Origin of the sequence: Corallococcus carmarthensis (assembly GCF_003611695.1) — a bacterium.
In the GTDB taxonomy this organism is placed as follows: Bacteria; Myxococcota; Myxococcia; order Myxococcales; family Myxococcaceae; genus Corallococcus; species Corallococcus carmarthensis.
Map to the genome: position 1 here is coordinate 42,876 of NZ_RAWE01000041.1, position 16,702 is coordinate 59,577.

Below are 16,702 nucleotides of genomic sequence, written 5' to 3' on the forward strand. Positions count from 1 at the left end.
ACGAGTCATGACCCAGGACGGCACCGACAAGCCCGAGACCCCCGGCGAGGAGAAGAAGCCCCTCGTCGAGTACCCCTCCGTCTACGAGTACAAGGTGATGGGCAAGGCGACGGTCGAGGAGACGGCCGGCTTCGAGGAGCACGTGCGGTCGCTCTTCCGGCGGAAGATGGGGATGGAGGTATCCCCGGACTCCATCCACGTGCAGCACAGCCGCAAGGGGAAGTTCGTGTCCCTGAGCGTGTCCGTGTTCCTCCTGTCGGAGGAACAGCGCCGGGGCATCTACGAGGAGCTGCACCAGGATCCCCGCATCGTCTACTACCTGTGAGGCAGGCGGTGCGCGGGCGGATCCCCCAGGGGGGCCCGGAGCCCGCCGGCGGCTGGAAGTCCGGCCGGGGTGCGTATATGAGGGAGGAATGAGTCCCGCCGAGCACTTCCCCCTGTACCACCCGCCGGGGGCGCAGCGCGCGTTCGGATCCGACGATGCCACGCGCCGCTTCGCCAAGGTGGCCCAGCTCGAGCCGGGCTCGCGCGTGCTGGTGCTCGGCTGTGGTCCGGAGGGCAGCGCCGCCATGTTGCTGGCCCAGGAGCTGAAGTGCTCCGTGGTGGCCGTGGACACGGATGAAGCCCTGGTGTCGCCCGTGCGCGAGCGCGTGCGCTCCCAGGGCCTGACGGATCGCATCGAGGTGCGCCGCGTGGCGCCGGACGCGCTGGGCATGCTGGACGGCCCCTTCCACGGCATCCTCGTGCCGGGGCGCGTGCAGTACCCGCTGGACGTGTCGCTGCGCGTGTTCCGCCCGCTCCTGGGCAAGCGCGGCCGCGTGGGCTTCACCTTCCCGGCGCGCGTGGGCCGCTTCACGCCCAAGCCCGTGCTGGACTTCTGGGAGAAGCGCCTGGGCGCGCCGCTGCTCCTGCCGCGCGAGCTGCTGCAGGCGCTGGAGACCTCCGGCTTCGAGCCCGAGTCCGTGGAGTCGCTGCACGACACGGAGCTGGACGCGCTCTACAAGGAGATGGAAGCGCACCTGCCGGAGGCCGCGTCGCAGGAGAGCGCCGCCTTCCGCGAGGAGCTGGCTCTGCACCGCGAGCACAACCAGCGGCCGGGCGTCAGCTACGCGTTCGCCGTGGGACGGCGCAAGGAGCCGGGTGAGAAGCCCCCGGCGTCGCGCGACCGCGGCTGAGGCTCAAGAGCCGGGCAGGGGCTTGGGGGTGAAGCGCGGGGGAGGGCCCGGATGCGCAGGGCCCTTCAACCGCCGGGACTACTGCACGCCGTTGAAGTCGAGCAGCTCGATGGACTCGGGCGCCACGGACAGCGTGACCTGCTCGCGGTAGCCGGCCGCGTCGCCGCCGACCTGGAAGGGCATGGGGCGCGCGAAGCGGATGGTGACCTCGCGGGCGTGGAAGTCGTGCAGGCCTTCCGGAGCCCAGCGGCCGTTCCACAGGCGGGGCAGGTTGGCCAGCACCTGCGTGGGCGACACCTGGCCCAGGCGCAGCTGCAGGAAGCCCCGGCGATCATTCGCGTGGGGGAACATGCGGAAGCCGTAGCCGTAGAAGGGCATGGTGCCCGCGGCGGCCATCATCAGCTTGCCCCGGAAGAGCAGCGCGCCCGGCGCCAGCGGCCCGCCCACGGCCTGGCCTTCCGCGCTCAGGCGGTAGGCCTCCGAAGGGCCGTTGACCACCTCGCACTCCACCAGCACGGAGCTGGTGAGGTAGTGCGGCACCGTCTTGAAGGCCACCGCGGAGAAGTAGCCGCCACCGCCGGACATGACCCGCTTGAACATGCCCTTGCCCAGCGACTCCTTCACGGCGATGTAGTCGTTGAGCACCTTGCCATCCACGCCCAGGCCCGCGAAGGGCGCGCGCTGGCCGTCCACCTGCACCAGGTCCATGGTGCGCACGCCGGGCACTTCCGCCGCGCGGGCGCGCACCACGTCGTTGAGGATGCCGTCGCCGCGGGTGCTGGACGCGTTGACGAACGCCGCGATGCCGTTGCCCGTGCCCAGCTTGAGGATGCCGAAGCGCGGCGCGGCCTGGCCGGCGAACTTCCCGCGCGGGCCCACCTGCTGCAGCACCTCGTTGACGAAGCCCATGAAGGTGCCGTCGCCGCCGCCGGTGAAGACCGTGGGGTAGCCCCGCTCCAGCACCGTCTGCGCGATGCGGCGCGCATCCAGGGGCGAGCGCGACAGGAACAGGTCCTCCTCCGGCACCACGTGGGACAGCAGCTTGACCACCCGGGCGTCCACCTTGCGGGCATTCGCGTTCAGCAGCACCGCGACCTTCGGTTCGGCGGACGGAAGCGCCGACGGCGAGCGGCGGAAGTCCGTTGAACGGAGGGGCTGAACCAGCATGGACGACTCCAAAGGGGCGGGGAGCGGTATGACAGCGCTGACGCGGTTTGCACTGTGCACTTTTCTCGCCAACCCTTGACGCGTGGCGTCGGCCGGGTGGCTGGAAGTGATTCCGAGGGGTTGAACGGTCCGCTGGTGTCCAATATGCCCGCCCGGTTGCTACCGCGGGGTGACGGCAGTGTAGAGCGCGTTACGCACCCGTGGCGTGCGGATGGCGTTCCGGTGACACGCCGCTTCCCGGGCCTGCGCACTGCGCTACGCACCGAGCGTCATCACCTTTGCGCTGGGTGCCCGGGCCTGCGGGGAAACCCGCCCTCGCGTTTGACACGCCGGGGGGGGTGGTTACGTTGGGCATACATCGGGATTTCGCAGGAAAAACGCAGTCATTTCCAGAGGATGGGAACCGTGGGCAAGATTATCGGAATCGACCTGGGCACCACGAACAGCGTGGTGGCGATCATGGAGGGTCGCGAGCCCAAGGTCATCGTCAACGAAGAGGGAGCCCCCACCACGCCGTCGGTGGTCGCCTTCACGAAGGACGGGGAGCGCCTGGTCGGTCAGGTGGCGAAGCGCCAGGCCATCACCAACCCGGAGCAGACCGTCTACTCGGTGAAGCGCTTCATGGGCCGCCGTTTCGAGGAGACGACCGAGGAAGCGAAGCTCGTCCCCTACAAGGTGGCCCGTGGCCCCAACGGCGACGCGCGCGTGGACATCTCCGGCAAGCAGTACAGCGCGCCGGAGATCAGCGCGCAGGTGCTGCTGAAGCTCAAGCGCGCCGCGGAGAACTATCTGGGTGAGAAGGTGACGGAGGCGGTCATCACCGTCCCCGCGTACTTCAACGACGCCCAGCGCCAGGCCACCAAGGACGCCGGTGAGATCGCCGGCCTCACCGTGCGCCGCATCGTGAACGAGCCCACCGCGGCCGCGCTCGCGTACGGCATGGACAAGAAGAAGGATGAGAAGATCGCCGTCTACGACTTCGGCGGCGGCACCTTCGACGTGTCCATCCTGGAGGTGGGTGAGAGCGTCGTGGACGTGCTCGCGACCAACGGCGACACGCACCTGGGCGGCGACAACATCGACCTGGAGATCATGAACTGGCTGATCAGCGAGTTCAAGAAGGACACCGGGCTCGACGTCAGCAAGGACAAGATGGTCATCCAGCGCCTGAAGGAGGCGGCGGAGAAGGCCAAGATCGAGCTGTCCAGCGCGATGCAGACGGACATCAACCTGCCGTTCCTCACGGCGGACGCGTCCGGTCCGAAGCACCTCAACGTGAAGCTCACGCGCGCCAAGTTCGAGCAGATGATTGGGCCGCTGGTGGAGCGTTCGCTGGAGCCGTGCCGCAAGTGCCTGAAGGACGCGGGCCTGGAGCCCAAGGACCTCAACGAGGTCGTGCTCGTGGGCGGTACCACGCGCATCCCCATGGTGCAGGAGGCGGTGAAGCGGCTGTTCGGCAAGGAGCCGAACCGCACGGTGAACCCGGACGAGGTGGTGGCGGTGGGCGCCGCGGTGCAGGCGGGCGTGCTCTCCGGCGAGGTGAAGGACATCCTCCTGCTGGACGTGACGCCGCTGTCGCTGGGCGTGGAGACGCTGGGCGGCGTGATGACCAAGCTCATCGAGCGCAACACCACCATCCCCACGCGCAAGTCGGAGACCTTCTCCACGGCGGCGGATGGCCAGACGCAGGTGGAGATCCACGTGCTGCAGGGTGAGCGCGAGATGGCGGGCGACAACCGCAGCCTCGGCCGCTTCCACCTGACGGGCATGCCCCCGGCGCCGCGCGGCGTGCCGCAGATCGAGGTGACGTTCGACATCGACGCGAACGGCATCCTCAACGTCAACGCCAAGGACAAGGCGACGGGCAAGGAGCAGAAGGTCACCATCAGCCACTCGTCCGGTCTGTCGAAGGACGAAGTGACCAAGATGGTCGACGACGCGCGCAGCAACGAGTCCGCCGACAAGGCGCGCCGCGAGCTGGTCGAGGTGAAGAACCAGGCGGAGAGCCAGTCCTACGCCGCGGAGAAGATGGTCAAGGAGAACAAGGACAAGCTCACCCCCGACGTGGCGAAGGCCATCGAGGACGGTGTCGCGGAGCTGAACAAGGTCCGCGAGGGGCAGGACAAGGACGCCATCAAGGCGGCCCTCGAGAAGCTCCAGCAGGCCAGCTACAAGGCGGCGGAGGAGATGTACCGCGCCACCGGCGGCGCGCCGGGCGCCACGCCTCCTCCGGGCGCCGAGCCCTCCGCGGCTCCGGGCTCCAGCGCCCAGCCGTCCGCGAAGGACGACGTGGTGGATGCCGAGTTCCGCCAGTCGTAAGGCCGTGAGCCTCCCGCCGCCTGGCGGGGGCTGAAGTCCGAGGGCCGGTGCTCCGGAAGGGGCGCCGGCCTTCGTCTTTTCCGGCGCGGTGGACGGGTGTGCCGGACGCGGGATGAGGGCCGGGAGCAACCCCGCGATTTCACGCGGGCGCGGGTGGCGGGCGCGCTGCAAGGGGCGGGCGGGTCCCTCGCTGTCCTCCACCCAGGTGTCCCGCCATGTCCCGCATCGACTCCCTGTTGTCCGGCGTCCTCCCCGACCTCGCCGCCCCCGAGGGCGCATCCCTTCCCCTGGCCACGCGCCCGGAGGCGCCTTCACGGACGACGGCCGCTCCGGCCAACTCCGTGGAGGTGTTTCGGGGGGCCGGCGCGCCGGCCGCGAGTCCCGCGCGGACGCCGCAGGTGGCGCCCCGGGCGCGGGAGGGCAACGGCTTCGACTTCTGCGTGGGGGGCGCGTTCCCGCCGAAGCCCACGGGCTCGCTGAAGGAGCAGGTGAAGCAGGGCGCGCGGCTCCTGGAGCAGACCCAGGCCGCAGCCTTCAGCGTGACGCTCGACAAGGGCTCCGCGATGGATACGTACGCGCGCACGCAGCTGGGGCACCTGGACCCGAGCCCGCCCATCGCGGGCGCGCCCACGGCGCTCACCGACTACACCAGCACGATTCCCGGCGTCTCCGCGAAGGCGGCCTTCGAGGCCTTCGTCGGCAACCCGGAGCTGCTCTTCGGCGCGGCGGGCATCTCGCTGCGGCCGGCGGCGCGCGCGCTGACGGATGGCGCCCGGCTGTTCCTGGAGGAGCAGGGGCCGCCGCCGGTGTGGGCGCCCATCGCCGTGAAGCTCAACGAGACGGAGCGCGTCGTCCACATCACCACCCTGGACGGACACCCGCTGCGCGGCACCAACCAGTTCGTTTTCGACGACGACGGCAGCGGAGGCACGCGCATCCGACAGTACTCTGCCTTCCAGGGCAGCTCTCCCGCGACGTCAGTGGGGCTCGTGCTGATGGATCCTATTGAACGGCAGCACGACATCTGGCGCAGTGTGCACGGACAACTGCATGAGATGCTCAAGCCGCGTTGACATACTGGGCCCAGGGGAAGGTGACGCATGACGACGCTCCAGACGACACCGCCGGGACATGACGTGGTCCTCTACGACAGCCACTGCCGCGTGTGCAGCGGCGCCGCGCGGGAGATGCGCAAGCTGGTGGGCGGGCAGGGCACGGAGCTGCTTTCGTTCCGCGACGAGGGCGTCCTGAACGCCTTCCCGGGCGTGAGCTTCGAGCGCTGTGAGAAGGCCATGCAGCTCATCCAGGCGGATGGCACGGTGTTGGAGGGCGCGGAGGCCATCGTCCGCGCGCTGGGCCGGCGGCCGTTGGGGCGGCTGCTCTACGTGTACTACGTCCCGGGGCTGCGGCAGCTGGCGGACGCGGTGTATGGGGTGGTGGCCCGCTACCGCTTCCGCATCGCGGGTCGCAACTGCCCCGACGGGGCCTGCGCGGTGCACTTCAAATAGGGGGAGGGGCACGGGTAGCATGCGGCCTTCCCCGCATCCCCTGGCCCTTTCGTGACTTCGCCTCCACCCAACCTGCAGGCCGCCCAGTCCTTTCGCCGCTTCTTCGGGGAGCTGAGAGAGACGTACCTGGAGCGGGAGACGCTGTTCACGCAGATTGAGCTGGCGCTGCTCTGCCGGGAGCACGTGCTGGTGGTGGGGCCGCCCGGGACGGCGAAGAGCGCCGTGGCCAGCGCTGTCCTGGGGCGCATCACCGACGAGGTGTCCGGGCTGCCGTCGCTGTTCTCCAAGCAGATCGCGGAGACCACCCTGCAGACGGATCTCATCGGTCCGGTGGACTTCAAGGTCCTCACGGAGACGGGGCGCACCGAGTACCTCACCGACGAGGGCATGCTGGGGGCGGTGCACGCGTTCCTGGATGAAGTCTTCGACGGCCGGGACATGCTGCTGCGCTCCATCCTCAACGTGATGTACGAGCGGGAGCTGAAGCACGGCCGCAAGGTGACGGCAGGCCGCACTGAATGCGTGGTGATGACGAGCAACCGGTACCTCACGGAGGTGCTCGCGCGCTCGCCGGAGCTGCTGCTGGCGTTCGCGGACCGGTTGAGCTTCATCAGCTTCGTGCCCAAGGCCTTCGCCCGCCGGGAGAGCCGGGCCGCCATGCTGCACCGCTTCGTGCACGGGACGCGGCCGGACCTGCGCGCCACGCTGACGCTCCAGCAGTTGGATCTGCTCCAGGACGCGGTGGCCCAGGTGAAGGTGCCCGGCCACGTGCTGGAGGGCGTGGAGATGCTGACGGACGCGCTGGAGCGCGCGCTCGTGGCGCAGGTGTCGAAGCTGCCGGACTACGTGCCCACGAAGTACTTCTCCCAGCGCTCGGTGGTGAAGGCGCTCTGGACGCTGAAGGCCGCGGTGGTGCGCGATCAGATCTACCGCCGTCCGGACCGGCCGCTCGAGGCGACGGTGGAGGACCTGGACGCGCTGCGCTGGTTCTTCCTGCTGGGCGGCCCGCCCGCGGCGGAGGCGGACGCGCTGCTCAAGTCCGCGGTGGATCCGCGCGAGCGGGCGCAGCTGGAGATCGTCCGGCTGGAGCAGCGCACCTTCGACGAGGTGCTGGGCAAGGTGCGCCAGGAGCTGGGCGGCGGCGTGGAGCGCGAGGCGACGACGCTCGCGGCCGCCGACGACGTGAACGCCGCGGAGGCCTTGAGCCGCAACTGGCAGGCGGGCGTGGTGTCCACCACCGCGCGTGGCGTGCTGGGCAAGCTGGTTCCCGGGCCGCGCCACGGCCAGAACCGCGCCCCGCTGCTGGTGGCGGCGCGTGCGCTGGTGAGCGCGCTGGAGCAGCGGCTATCGCGCGGCATGGCGGGGCAGGGCGAGGGACGTGGCGGCGTGGCGTTGCTCATCGCCATCCGCGACGTCCTGGAGCTGAGCCGGGCGGTGCCGGAGCTGCGGCCGGGCTACCCCGCGCTTTGCGAGGCGTCCGCGCGGTTCCTGGAGCAGGCGCTGGAGATGAGCGCGTCCGCGGCGGAGGGGCTCGCCTTCGAGGACAGCGTGAAGATGGAGTGGCTGGTCGGACTCGCGGAGAACCTGGAGGAGGAGCTGGGCGTGATGGGCTCGCTGGCGGCGATGCTCAGCGAGGCGGTGCCCTCCCTCCACGAGCGGCTGCGCGACGCGGACCGGGACACGCGCCGCCGGGTGGTGGCCGCGCTCCGGCGCCGGGTCTCCGCGGCGTTCCCCGCGCAGGCGCCCCGGGGCCGCAAGGATCCACTGGATGCGCTGTCCGCGGACTCGCGTCGGCTCACCCAGCTGGAGAACGCCCTGACGGCGCTGGACCCCTCGCAGGCCGGGTTGAAGCAGGAGCTGCTCCGGCCGCTGAGCCTGGCGTATGCGCGCGAAGTGCTGGGGGCGACCCCGTTCGAGCGCATCGAGCAGTACGGCCGCGCGGTGCAGGCGGTGGCGGAGAACCTGCGGCGCGAGGGCGTGACGGCGGAGCCGGTGCTCGCCGAGTGCCGCGACCTGATGGAGACCCGCCTCCGGGAGCACGCCCGCGTGCTGTCGCGCGAGGTGGCCAGCCCCCCGCCTGCCCCCAACGCCGTGCTCAACGGCGACGCGTACACCTACTACCGGGGCGAGCTGACCGCGCAGGCTCCCGACGGCGAGCTGACCGCGCTGGTGGGCCTGGACGGGCAGCTGATGGCGGCGCGTCCGCCGTCCGCGTCGGCGTTCCTCTCCGACACGGTGCGCGCGGCGGTGGCCGAGGCGGAGCTGTCCTTCCTCCAGTCGCGCATCAAGTACCTGCGCAGCTGGTTGACGCAGTTGCTGTCCGCGCTGCCGGCACCGGACGCGCTCAACGGCCGTGCCGACGCGGAGCGCACCTTCGAGCGGCTGGTTCGCAGCCGCTTCCCCCAGCTCGCGCTCAAGGAGGGCGAACTGGTGCGGCTCAAGGCCACCCTGGGCCTGCTGGAGACGCTGCCGGGCGAACTGGGAGAGAGCGCGCGCAAGCTGTCCGCCCAGCTTCGTGGCATCGACGAGGACTTCGGACGCTTCAGCCGGCAGGTGCTGGAGCGGCGGACCGCGCAGTGAGCGCCGGGGCCGTGCACGGAAGGCGGCGCTGAGACGTGCTGGCGCGTCGGCTCACCCCTCTGCGGCAGCGCCTGGATGCGCTCCGCCAACCCACGGCGGCCCGTAGCGGCGCGTGGTCCTGGCCCTTCGGCCGCAAGCTGAAGGGGGCGGAGGACCTGTCCCTGCCGGTGCTCGTGGCGCTCGATCGCGAGCTGGACCGCGTGGGCGTCCACACCGCCGCCGATGCGCGGCTGTTGCTCGCGCTGGGCACCCAGCGGGGCAGGGCGGGTGCGCTCGCGCAGGGGCTCGCGGCGCGCGCGAACCAGGCCCTGGAGGAATACGAGGAGTGCCTGCGCCTCGTGGAGCGGGCGCACCGCTCTGGAGAGATGCCCGCGGGTGCGCTGACCGCGCTCGACCGGGGCTTCGTGCGGCTGGCCCGCGCGGTGAAGGTGGCGGACCTCTTCGGACGTCCGCTGGAAGCGCAGGGCGGGGACGACGCGCCGTTCGAAATCTTCGAGCGCCCGAGCGAGACGACCCGCGAGAGGCCACCGGGCAACGCGCGCCTGGCCATCGCGGAGCTGCTGGCCGCCCGTGCGCGGGACAACGTCATCGACCTGGTGCAGAAGCGGCGCGACCTGGACCTGGCCCACGAGATGCTGCTGCGCCTGGGCACGACGGACGCGGACCGCGCCCGGAGCATGGCGTTGCGTAACGACGTGGCGGAGGCGCGTGAGCGGGTGCGCGAGGTGCCGCCCACGCGCTCCCTGGAGGCGCTGGTGCGCGGCGTGCGGGAGACCGCCCAGAAGGATCCCCGGGGCGCCTACCGTTCGCTGCAGGGCCTCTACGAGCGCGCCATCGAGGCGGGGGACGCGGAGCTGGCCTCGGCGGCGCGGCGTGCGCTGACGCCGTTGCTGCCCCCGGAGTCCCGGCTGACGCGGATGGTGGAGGAGGCGGAGGCGGGCTCGCGGCTGCAGTGGCTGGGGGAGGCGGATGCCGAGGCGGACTCCGGGCGCGAGGCCGAGGACGCTCCGGACGAGCAGCTCGCGGACCTGGCGTTCTCACTGAAGCCGGAACAGCTGGCCACGTTCGACCTGGCGGCCGGGTGCGCGCGCTACTTCGACGTGGAGGACGCGTTGTCGGAGGAGATCGTGGAGAAGGACGCCGCCGCCGCGCGGGCCGTCCCGCGTCAGGTGTCCTATCCGACGCAGACGATGTCGTTCGCCACGACGGGGAGCCTGGACGAGGTTCATCACTTCGTCATCACGGATCCGCGGCGCCTCCTCCAGGACCTGGCGGCACACCGTCAGCTCGTGCGCACCTACCTGGACGACGCGCCACCTCCCAAGCCGCGCAAGGTGAAGCGCACCGCCGTGCGCGTCTACGTCTGTGATGCCTCTGGCTCCATGCACGGCGCGCGGGCGCGCTTCCGCGACGCGCTGATCATCGCGGAGCTGAACAACCTGCGCGTGAAGGCGCGGCGCGGAGAGAACTTCGACCCGCTCTACTTCAGCTTCTTCAACGACGTGCCCACGGAGCTGGCCCGCGTGGACACCGCCGCGGAGGCGACCCGGCAGATTGAAAAGCTCTTCCGGGACTCGCCCGCGGAAGGGCAGACGGACATCTCGCTGGCCCTGCTGTCCGCGTTCGACTCCATCCGCGCCGCGCAGGGGCGTGACCCGTACCTCGCGCGCGCCACGGTGGTGCTCATCACCGACGGAGAGGACCGCGTGGACCTGGACCTCATCCGCCGCACCCGCGCGCCCATGGGGGCCCTGGACATCGCACTGAGCTTCATCTCGCTGGGCGAGGAGAACCCGGACCTCAAGTCCCTGGTGCTGGAGCAGCGCGCCGCCGGAGGCCGTGCCTTCTACCACCCGCTCTCCGATGAGGAGATCCGCTGGGCGCGCACGGAGTTCGACACGCCCTGGCGCACGCTCCTTCCGCGCGATGTGCCGGCCTCGCTGGAGGCCCTGGAGGCGCTGGCCCCGCATCTGGATGCGCTGGAGGCGGTGGCGGCGGGCCGCGCGCTCGGGACGGGCGTTGCCGTGGAGGCCTCCTTCGATGCGCTCTTTCCTTCCTCGCCCGCGGCGCCCACCGTGCCGGAGGCGCCCGGCATGGAACTCGTGGCGCGGGTGAAGGACATCCTGGAGGCGGTGGGCGAGGCCGCGTCGCTTGCTCCCGCCGACCGGCGCGCGACGGAGAGCGTGGTGCTCCTGCAGCACCTGCTGTCCATCTACGGACTCACACCCGCGCGCTACCTGGCCGTGCTGTCCGGCGGCGGGCGCCCGGTGGGAGAGGCGTTGGAACGGGTCCGGCTGCTCTGCCGCCCGTTCGGGTAGGCTTCAAGGCACGCGCCATGTTCGGCTTCCTCAAACGCAAGAAGACGCCTCCGGCGCCCGTGGACCCGCTGGCCACGTTCGACCGGCTCATCGAGGACCTGGAGCGCCAGGCGGCCGAGGTGCGCAAGTCCGCCGCCACGCTGCTGGCCCTCAAGGGCGAGCTCTCCCGCGGGGTGACGCGCTACACGGCCCGCCTGGGAGACATCGCCGGGCGGCGCCAGACGGCGCACGACCGGGGCGACGCGAAGGGAGTGGGCGTGCTGGAGCGCGACCGCGTGCAGACCGAACGCCTGCTGGAGTCCACGCGCGAGTCGCTGCGGCGCGCGGAGCGGGACTCGGAGCTGCTGCTCGGCGCGGCCAGCGAGCTGGGCGAGCGCGTGGCGGACCTGCGCATCGAACGGGAGAGCGCATCCGCGCGGATGGCCGCCGGCGGCGTCGTCACCGAGGCGCTGCGCGAGCAGGTGGAGCGCTTCGACCGGGTGATGGCGCTGGAGGCCGCGCGCGACGAGGTGGAGAAGGCGCACGCCCTGGCGGACATCTACCGCGAGGAGCACGTGCCCCCAGCGGCGCCCGAGCGCGTGAAGTAGGGGAGCGCCTAGTTCCGCCGCGCCGTCTGGTGCAGCTCCAGCACGATGTTGCCGCCCTTGAGCAGCCGCACCGCGCCGGACGTCTGGCTCACGACGAGCGCGATGCAGTGGGTGGTGGAGGTGATGCCCGCCGCGGCCGCGTGGCGCGCGCCCAGGCCCAGGGGAATCTTCACCGTGTCGTCGTTGGCGGACAGGTAGCGGCCCGCGGACAGCACCACGCCGTCCTCGCGGATGACGAACGCGCCGTCCAGCACGGAGAAGTTCTTGATGGCGTCGCGGATCTTCGGGTCGAGCACGTTGCGCTCGGACTCCGACAGGCCCTGGAATGGGTTGATGGTGAGCTGCCGGCTCTTCTCCAGCACGGCCGTGTGGTCGCCAATCGTGATGATGGTCCCGATGGGATGGCCTTCGAAGCCCTCCTGGCCAATCTGGAGCGCCAGCTGGATGAGCGCGTCCACCACCTGCGAGTTGAACTCGTCGCCCAGCTTCACGCCCTCGATGGCCAGCCGGTCGTCCAGCGACCCGCCAATGCGCATCTGCATCAGCGTGTCCGGCGCGCGGCCCACCTTGCCCGTCATGCAGAGCACGAGGTCGCCTTCCTTGAACGCGCCCTGGGACAGCGCGGACACGAGCGCCACCTTCACCCGTTCGGTGCGCGAGTAGTCGTACGCGGGGATGACGAGCGCGCGGACCTTCTTGTGCTGGTGCTCCTGCGCCAGCTTTTCCAGCGTCACCGCGTAAACCAGCTTCTTGCGCGCGGCCTTACCCCGGAGGTCCTCCGGCGGAATGGGCGTGTCGCAGATGTAGAGGAAGTGGTCGACCTCGCTCTTGGCGGCCAGGGAGAGCGCCGAGCGCAAGAATTCCCGATCGAACTTCGTGTTGTCGCTCAAGGCGCCCCTCATGCACCCACGTTTTAAAGCAGGTCAGCTTGACACTGGGAACTGCATGAATAAAGCTTTCGGGCCCTTTTTTTCGGGGTCAGGCCCCCTCTACCCGTCCAACGGAGCCGCAGGCTGTGAACCAGAAAGATCTCAAGCGTTACAAGAAGATGCTCGAGGACAGCAAAACGAGCCTGCTCGAAAGCGCGAAGAAGACCCTGGTGGAGGAATCGTCCTTCGACACGGACGACCTGCCTGACGAAATCGACCAGGCCGCCTCCGAGTACACCCAGTCCATGGTCTTCCGCCTGAGGGATCGCGAGAAGTTCCTCCTGCAGAAGATCGACGCCGCCCTCAAGCGCGTGGAGGACGGCACCTTCGGCATCTGCGAGCGCTGCGAGGAGGACATCTCCCCGAAGCGTCTGGATGCGCGTCCGGTGACGACGCTCTGCATCCGCTGCAAGGAGGAACAGGAGAAGAAGGAGAAGTCCTACGGCTAAGGCCGTGGCTTCTCCGGACCGCACGGTGCTCCATGGCCCGTGCGGTCCTCGCAGCGCGGTGCGGTGACGACGCTGCTTCAGGCCGCCGCGGGCTGGATCTCCACCCGCAGCAGCTGACGGCCGATGAGGAAGTGATCGCCGTTGTCGACGAAGGTCGGCCCCGCCAGGCGGATGAACGTGCCGTTGGACGAGCCCACGTCGCGCACCATCAGCCGGTCTCCGCGCACCTGCAGCAGCGCATGCCGCCCGGACACGAAGCCGTCCGTGGGGAAGGCGATGTCGCCCTGCTCACGACCCAGCAGGTTGTCGCCGTCCTTGAGCGGGTAGGCCGCGCCGCGCAGGCCGCCCTCCAGCAACTGGATGAGCCGCAGCCGGTAGCCCGGATCCGGCGAGCCCCACACCTGCGTGCCACCGGGCCCGAGCGCCGCGGTGGAGATGGGCTCCAGCACCAGGCGCTGACGGCCCAGGCGCAGCTCTCCGCCGGCGGGCAGCTCGCGCTCCTGGCGCAGGCGCACGAAGACGCCGTTGGCGCCGCCCACGTCCTCGATGGCGAGCCTGGCGCCGGAGAAGAAGAAGCGCGCCTGCACGGGCATGATGAACGGGTCGTCGTTGAGCGCGATGTCCGCCTGCTGTCCGCAGGTGAGGGTGTCGCGCTGCATGCGCACGAGCGACTCGGGGCCGCCGTCCGCCCGCACCACGCGGATGGAGACCTGCGGGCGCGACGAGACGTGCGCCACGGCCATCACCATGGTCCCGGAGCGCAGTGCCGAGCCGCAAGCTCGGCACACAGTGGCATCCCGGGAATTCTCGGTGTCACAGCGGGGGCAATATTCCACGGCGTCCATGCGAGCATCCCTTCTAGCAGGCCCGCGCCGCGTTGGGGGGCCCGACAGCGCACGGCTTGCTCCCCACCCGAGGGGCATGGTGAAGTCCCGCCCCCACTGACTGGACGCTGACGTGTACTGCCCTTCCTGCGGCGCTGACGCCGAAGACTCTTCCCGCTACTGCCCCGCCTGCGGCGCGACGCTCCTGCGCTCGGCGGAGGGCGGCGACGAATACGTGGGCAAGACGATTGCCTCCAAGTACCGGGTGGAGGCCCTCATCGGCGAAGGCGGCATGGGCAAGGTGTACCGCGCCCGTCAGCTCGCGTTGGACAAGGTGGTGGTGCTGAAGGTGCTGCGCCACACGCTGCTGTCGGACGAGCGCACCGTCGCGCGCTTCCAGCGCGAGGCCAAGGCCGCCAGCCGCCTCAACCACCCCAACTCCATCAGCGTGCTGGACTTCGGCCAGGCCGACGACGGCGCGCTCTTCATCGCGATGGAGTACGTGGCCGGGCAGGACCTGCATCAGATCCTCAGCCGCGAGTGGCCGCTGGGCGAGGCGCGCGTGGTGCGCATCGCCCTCCAGATTCTCAGCGCGCTGTCGGACGCGCACGGCGCGGGCGTCATCCACCGGGACCTGAAGCCCGAAAACATCATGGTGGAGCAGCGCCGCAACGAGCCGGACTTCGTGAAGGTGCTGGACTTCGGCATCGCGAAGATCACCGACTCGCAGGACGAGGGCCCGGCCCTCACGCGCGCGGGCTTCGTGTGCGGCACCCCCGAATACATGTCGCCCGAGCAGGCGCGGGGCGCGGTGTTGGATCACCGCTCGGACCTGTACGCGGTGGGCGTCATCCTCTACCAGCTGACGACGGGCCTGCTCCCCTTCGAGTCCGACTCGGCGGTGGGCTTCGCCACCAAGCACCTCACCGAGGAGCCGCCCCCGCCCACGCGCCGCCGTCCGGACGCGCGCATCTCCCCGGGCATGGAGCGGCTGATCCTCCGCGTCCTGTCCAAGGATCCGGATGACCGGCCGGCCAACGCCGGGGCCTTCAAGACGGAGCTGCTCGCGGTCGACAAGGAGCGCCGTCGCGGTGGCGCCAGTGCCAGTGCCAGTGAGACGGGGGGGCGCCGTCCCCAGGCCTCCGGCGTGCTGGCCCCCATCCCGCGCAAGTCGCAGGCCGCGCAGAACGCCTCCCGCAACGACACGGGCTGGAACGACGTGACGGTGGAAGCCACCGTGCAGGGGCTGCCCCACTCGCGCACGCCGGTCTCTGAAGAGTCCACGCTCGCGTCCGACGGCACCCGGACCTCCGTGGCCGCGCCCGCCTCCAGTGGTGGCGACGGCATCATCCTCTTCTTCAAGGCGCTCACCACGGTGCTGGTGCTGGGGGCGGTGGGCTTCTTCGTCTACTACTTCGGCATTGGCGCGGGCAGCGGCTCCGAGGGGGGCCAGTACGTGGCGCCGCCCAACGCGCCCCGGCTGCTCACGGCGGGTTCGGATCAGCCCGAGTACTTGCGGCAGATCCCCAGCAACGCGCGCAACGTGGACAAGGCGCGCAAGCTGACGCTGGACGGGGACCGCGACGTGCTGGCGGGAGAGCTGACCCGCGCGACCTCCAGCTACAAGGAAGCCTTCCTCTACAACCCGGAAGCGGAGCTGGCCCTCAAGCTGGGCGAGCTGTACTGGCAGCGCGATAACACCGACGAGGCCCGCGGCTGGTGGGTGCGCCACCTGACCGACATGCCGGACTCGCGTGCGCGTGCGTACATCGAGGTCCGGCTGGGCAGCCCGGTGGCGCGGCCTTCGGCGCCCTGAGTGCCCGTGAAGTCCGGCTCGGCGGAGCCCGCGGCTCGGCAACGCCCGGCTCGGTGACGCCCGGACCCGTGCGGCCCGGGCTCCCCGTCAGCCCAGCGTCTCCACCTGCATGACGTGCTGGCCCAGGCGCACGCGGTCGCCCGGACGCAGGGGGCGCTCCGTCGCGGGCGGGATGCGCACGAAGGTGCCCAGGCCGCCGGAGAGGTCGCGCAGCATCGCGCCCGTCGCCGTGGGGCTCAGCTCGCAGTGCCGGCCGGCGAGCCCCTCGTCGTTCGGGTACGCCAGGTCGCAGTGCGCCTGCCCGATGGTGAGCAGCGCCGCGGCTGTCACCACCGCGCGGCCCGCCCTGCCACCCATGTGCACCTCTTCCACGCCGTACAGCGCCTGGCCGAGCGGCACCGGCGAACCGTACGGGTTGGGACGGCCCGCCACGGGCGGAGGGGCCTCCACGCGGCCAGTGAAGCGGAACAGCCGCTGGCCGGCGCTGAAGAGGGCGCGCGGCGCCAGGGGCTCCGTGCCGGCGAAGGTGACGTAGACGCCCGACGCGCTCGACTCGTCGCGCACGAAGAGGGCGCCGTCCTTCACCAGGAAGGTCGCGTGCAGCGGCGACACGAAGACGTCGTCCGGGAAGAGGATGGCGCCGCGCTGGCGGCCCACCACGCAGCCCGTCACCGGCAGCTTGTAGCGCTGGCCGCGCGTCGTCCCGGCGATCACCGCCAGGCCGAAGCGCGACGCCACCGGCGCGGGCCGCGCCGTGGCACCCGTGGGCGTGGGAGCCGTGGGAGGCGTGCCGGCCGGGACCGGGGCCGTGGCGCCCGTACCTCCCCGAGGCGGCAGCGCGCTGTCCGGCACCGGCGGGGGCGGACGGGTGTTCGCGGGCGGCAGGGCCGGTCCGTAGCCTGCTCGAGGCGGGGGCGGCGTCCCGGCGGCGGGCTGCGCGGCCCGGCGGGCCTCCACCATCAGCCCCTGGGCGGCAGTGGGCGGAGGGGTGCGCGCGGAGGGCTTGAGCCCGGGCGGCACCGCGCTGGGC

14 protein-coding genes are annotated in these 16,702 nt (G+C 71.1%); 10 read left to right on the plus strand and 4 right to left on the minus strand.

Annotated features, from left to right (window positions below; genetic code table 11):
* The first annotated feature begins 7 nt into the window (after positions 1 to 7).
* Positions 8 to 325, plus strand: a complete 318-nt coding sequence (locus tag D7X32_RS14145) for an HP0495 family protein (protein WP_120603066.1) — start codon at positions 8 to 10, stop codon at positions 323 to 325.
* A gap of 88 nt (positions 326 to 413) precedes the next feature.
* Positions 414 to 1,175 (plus strand): SAM-dependent methyltransferase, encoded by a 762-nt coding sequence (locus D7X32_RS14150; RefSeq protein ID WP_120603067.1) that lies wholly within the window; start codon positions 414 to 416, stop codon positions 1,173 to 1,175.
* A gap of 78 nt (positions 1,176 to 1,253) precedes the next feature.
* On the opposite strand, the gene D7X32_RS14155 is transcribed toward D7X32_RS14150, so the two are convergent.
* Complete coding sequence (locus D7X32_RS14155) at positions 1,254 to 2,342, minus strand: diacylglycerol/lipid kinase family protein (RefSeq protein ID WP_120603068.1); 1,089 nt, start codon at positions 2,340 to 2,342, stop codon at positions 1,254 to 1,256.
* A 405-nt stretch (positions 2,343 to 2,747) separates the two neighbouring features.
* Between D7X32_RS14155 and dnaK the strand changes: the two genes are divergently transcribed.
* From dnaK to D7X32_RS14185, 6 genes are all read left to right on the plus strand, one after another.
* Complete coding sequence (gene dnaK / locus D7X32_RS14160) at positions 2,748 to 4,661, plus strand: molecular chaperone DnaK (protein ID WP_120603080.1); 1,914 nt, start codon at positions 2,748 to 2,750, stop codon at positions 4,659 to 4,661.
* Between the two features lie 215 nt (positions 4,662 to 4,876).
* Complete coding sequence (locus D7X32_RS14165) at positions 4,877 to 5,734, plus strand: hypothetical protein (protein ID WP_120603069.1); 858 nt, start codon at positions 4,877 to 4,879, stop codon at positions 5,732 to 5,734.
* A 27-nt stretch (positions 5,735 to 5,761) separates the two neighbouring features.
* The gene (locus tag D7X32_RS14170) at positions 5,762 to 6,169 is read left to right on the plus strand and encodes a thiol-disulfide oxidoreductase DCC family protein (protein ID WP_120603070.1); all 408 of its coding nucleotides are present in this window, start codon (positions 5,762 to 5,764) and stop codon (positions 6,167 to 6,169) included.
* A 51-nt stretch (positions 6,170 to 6,220) separates the two neighbouring features.
* Positions 6,221 to 8,749 carry an AAA family ATPase gene (locus D7X32_RS14175; RefSeq protein ID WP_120603071.1) on the plus strand — a complete coding sequence of 843 codons (2,529 nt, stop codon included), beginning with the start codon at positions 6,221 to 6,223 and terminating at the stop codon, positions 8,747 to 8,749.
* Between the two features lie 35 nt (positions 8,750 to 8,784).
* Positions 8,785 to 11,067, plus strand: a complete 2,283-nt coding sequence (locus tag D7X32_RS14180; protein WP_120603072.1) for a vWA domain-containing protein — start codon at positions 8,785 to 8,787, stop codon at positions 11,065 to 11,067.
* Between the two features lie 17 nt (positions 11,068 to 11,084).
* Positions 11,085 to 11,654, plus strand: coding sequence for a PspA/IM30 family protein (locus D7X32_RS14185; protein ID WP_120603073.1), 570 nt, complete (start codon positions 11,085 to 11,087; stop codon positions 11,652 to 11,654).
* 8 nt (positions 11,655 to 11,662) lie between these two features.
* On the opposite strand, the gene D7X32_RS14190 is transcribed toward D7X32_RS14185, so the two are convergent.
* Positions 11,663 to 12,544: a DNA integrity scanning protein DisA nucleotide-binding domain protein gene (locus D7X32_RS14190; RefSeq protein ID WP_120603074.1), complete on the minus strand. Its 882-nt coding sequence runs from the start codon at positions 12,542 to 12,544 to the stop codon at positions 11,663 to 11,665.
* A 125-nt stretch (positions 12,545 to 12,669) separates the two neighbouring features.
* On the opposite strand from D7X32_RS14190, the gene D7X32_RS14195 reads away from it, so the two are divergent.
* The gene (locus tag D7X32_RS14195) at positions 12,670 to 13,032 is read left to right on the plus strand and encodes a TraR/DksA family transcriptional regulator (RefSeq protein ID WP_120603075.1); all 363 of its coding nucleotides are present in this window, start codon (positions 12,670 to 12,672) and stop codon (positions 13,030 to 13,032) included.
* Positions 13,033 to 13,109: 77 nt separating this feature from the next.
* On the opposite strand, the gene D7X32_RS14200 is transcribed toward D7X32_RS14195, so the two are convergent.
* Positions 13,110 to 13,877: a double zinc ribbon and FHA domain-containing protein gene (locus D7X32_RS14200; protein WP_120603076.1), complete on the minus strand. Its 768-nt coding sequence runs from the start codon at positions 13,875 to 13,877 to the stop codon at positions 13,110 to 13,112.
* A gap of 112 nt (positions 13,878 to 13,989) precedes the next feature.
* Here D7X32_RS14200 and D7X32_RS14205 point away from each other — a divergent pair, with 112 nt between their 5' ends.
* Positions 13,990 to 15,672, plus strand: a complete 1,683-nt coding sequence (locus tag D7X32_RS14205) for a serine/threonine-protein kinase (RefSeq protein ID WP_120603077.1) — start codon at positions 13,990 to 13,992, stop codon at positions 15,670 to 15,672.
* An 87-nt stretch (positions 15,673 to 15,759) separates the two neighbouring features.
* On the opposite strand, the gene D7X32_RS14210 is transcribed toward D7X32_RS14205, so the two are convergent.
* The coding region (locus tag D7X32_RS14210) for an FHA domain-containing protein (protein ID WP_120603081.1) at positions 15,760 to 16,702 on the minus strand (943 nt) is incomplete at its 5' end.